Origin of the sequence: Ewingella allii (assembly GCF_044430645.1) — a bacterium.
GTDB lineage: Bacteria > Pseudomonadota > Gammaproteobacteria > Enterobacterales > Enterobacteriaceae > Ewingella > Ewingella allii.
Genome location: NZ_JAWUDN010000022.1, coordinates 1 through 650 on the forward strand (window position 1 = coordinate 1; position 650 = coordinate 650).

1 rRNA gene is annotated in these 650 nt (G+C 50.8%); it reads right to left on the reverse strand.

What is annotated here, in order from left to right:
- Positions 1–475: ribosomal RNA gene (locus SBO83_RS21390) — 16S ribosomal RNA — on the reverse strand; the annotation flags it as partial.
- Positions 476–650 lie beyond the last annotated feature (175 nt).

Here is a 650-nt window from a genome sequence, read left to right on the forward strand (position 1 = left end):
ACAGTGCTATTAACACTGAACCCTTCCTCCTCGCTGAAAGTGCTTTACAACCCGAAGGCCTTCTTCACACACGCGGCATGGCTGCATCAGGCTTGCGCCCATTGTGCAATATTCCCCACTGCTGCCTCCCGTAGGAGTCTGGACCGTGTCTCAGTTCCAGTGTGGCTGGTCATCCTCTCAGACCAGCTAGGGATCGTCGCCTAGGTGAGCCATTACCTCACCTACTAGCTAATCCCATCTGGGCACATCCGATGGCGTGAGGCCCGAAGGTCCCCCACTTTGCTCTTGCGAGGTCATGCGGTATTAGCTACCGTTTCCAGTAGTTATCCCCCTCCATCAGGCAGTTTCCCAGACATTACTCACCCGTCCGCCGCTCGCCGGCAAAGTAGCAAGCTACTTCCCGCTGCCGCTCGACTTGCATGTGTTAGGCCTGCCGCCAGCGTTCAATCTGAGCCATGATCAAACTCTTCAATTAAAAGTTCGATTTGCTTCAACTCGTGAAGCGGTGCTCAAAAATTAACTTTCGTAATAATTCAACTAAATGAATTACTGCTTGGTCACTCTTTAAGACTTGATATTTTTTGCCACCGAGGTGGCTGATATCGTCTTGTGAGTGCCCACACAGATTGTCTGATAAATTGTTAAAGAGC